The organism is Vibrio sp. V19_P1S1T109 (assembly GCF_002241375.1).
Taxonomy (GTDB): domain Bacteria; phylum Pseudomonadota; class Gammaproteobacteria; order Enterobacterales; family Vibrionaceae; genus Vibrio; species Vibrio anguillarum.
Window position 1 is genome coordinate 1 of the sequence record NZ_NDIM01000070.1, and the last position, 2,264, is coordinate 2,264.

Annotated in this window: 1 protein-coding gene; it reads left to right on the top strand. The window is 45.2% G+C overall.

Features of this window, described 5'->3' with window-relative positions; all coding sequences use genetic code 11:
- Nucleotides 1–110: 110 nt before the first annotated feature.
- Nucleotides 111–1,556, top strand: coding sequence for a YfcC family protein (locus B9J87_RS03420; RefSeq protein ID WP_026027156.1), 1,446 nt, complete (start codon nucleotides 111–113; stop codon nucleotides 1,554–1,556).
- The last annotated feature ends 708 nt before the right edge of the window (nucleotides 1,557–2,264 follow it).

The following is a 2,264-nucleotide window of genomic DNA, read 5'->3' on the forward strand; positions in this document are numbered from 1 at the left end:
TTATTCTTTCACCCCTAATAGATAATATTTTAATGGGCTGGAAGACTGAAGAACATTAGCCGCTGAACACACTCAGAATCTCGTTGTTCTCTGAGTGTAAGGAGATCGCTATGACAACCCAAACTGTATCCACGGAACCTAAAGGTGGCTTCTTTGCTAACTTTAAGTTTCCTTCCGCTTACACCATCCTTTTCATTCTAATTGCTCTTGTGGCCCTTTTAACCTGGATTGTGCCTGCCGGTCAGTATCAGCGGACCATGAATGAAGAACTGGGCAAAGAAGTGCCTATTGCGGGAACTTATCAACACGCAGAAGGTAACCCACAAGGGGTGATCGATGTGTTGATGGCACCGATTGACGGCTTTTATGACCACAACAGCTACGAAGCTGCCGCGATTGACGTGTCTCTGTTCATTTTGGTCATTGGTGGCTTTTTGGGCCTAGTGACCAAAACAGGTGCGATTGATGCGGGCATTGAACGCGTAACAGCGCGGCTTGAAGGGCGTGAAGAGTTGATGATACCCATCCTGATGGCGCTGTTTGCCGCAGGTGGTACGATTTACGGTATGGCGGAAGAATCCTTACCTTTCTACACCTTACTCGTACCTGTGATGATGGCCGCTCGTTTTGACCCACTGGTTGCCGCCGCTACCGTACTGCTTGGCGCGGGTATCGGTACGCTGGGCTCCACTATCAACCCGTTTGCCACCGTAATTGCGGCCAACGCAGCGGGCATTCCGTTTACTGATGGCATCATGTTGCGCTTAGCAATGTTAGCTGTCGGTTGGGTTATCTGTGTACTGTACGTGATGCGCTACGCGAAAATGGTGCAAGCAGATCAAAGCAAATCGATTGTGTACGACAAGTACGAAGAGAACAAAGCTCACTTCCTTGGCAACCAAAGTGGAGAGAAACTCGAATTCACCGCCACCCGCAAAGTTATTTTGACCATTTTCGCGGCCGCTTTTGGCGTGATGATTTATGGGGTATCTGTTGCTGGATGGTGGATGGCTGAGATCTCAGCGATGTTCTTGGGTGCAACCATCATTATCGGTTTAATTGCTCGTATGAGTGAAGAGGAATTCACCACCAGCTTTATTGATGGTGCACGAGACCTATTAGGCGTAGCGCTGATCATTGGTATCGCACGCGGCATTGTGGTGATCATGGACCGCGGGATGATCACCGACACTATTTTGTTCTCAGCCGAGCAAATGGTTACTGGCCTTTCATCCGTCATTTTTATTAACGTAATGTATTTACTGGAAATTCTTCTCTCTTTCCTTGTACCTTCGTCTTCTGGCCTTGCGGTATTAACCATGCCCATCATGGCTCCATTGGCTGACTTTGCAGGCGTTGGCCGCGACCTTGTCGTCACGGCTTACCAATCGGCTTCAGGGATAGTCAACCTCATCACGCCAACCTCTGCGGTAGTGATGGGCGGCTTAGCAATTGCTCGTGTACCTTATGTTCGCTGGGTGAAATGGGTCGCACCACTATTAGGCATATTGTGCGTATTCATTATGCTATCTCTCAGCCTAGGTGCGATGCTATAGCGCCAAACTGATGAACGATACGATATGTCGTAGGTGAAAACCGCGTCACACCCTCTAAAAGCCGCATGATTGCGGCTTTTTTATTGGCAGGTCGACTTAGGCTCATTGGCCGCGCAGCTACCCAGTTCTAAACATGATACGTTAGCCAAATCAGGAAATGATGGCTTTCAACGTCGTTAGATAGTCATTAGTTTTGATGGCTATTTTTTATAGCAATCGGCTGGGATAAATAACCACTTTTGGTGACTAAATAAAACGCGGCCTATATTCCTTTATCACCAAATTCAGATCGCCTGCTATTTCATCTCTTATTTTCCGTCCTCTATTACGCCCATTCAGACAAAACATCTACATTAGAAATGCCTGCGTGAGATCAAGTTTTATTAAGAAAGTTATGTTAACACAGCCCATTTCTTCGACTCATATTCAACTATATACCCTTTTCAAGTGCATATTCTTAACCAATTCGATGAATTATCGATGTGTTTTTGGTGCATAAAATTCCCAACCAAAATACCGATCCTATATGGAGTAGTGCTGCGTGAGATTTAAATTGAATGAACATCCATAAAAAAAGCAGTAATAAATATGACACTCACAATATAAACACTGCATAAACATTGTTAAAAAACTATTATTTTCGCCGAATTTCAATATAAATCATTCTGTGATGGACCTCTAAGAACATATACAGACCAAGGGTAATAT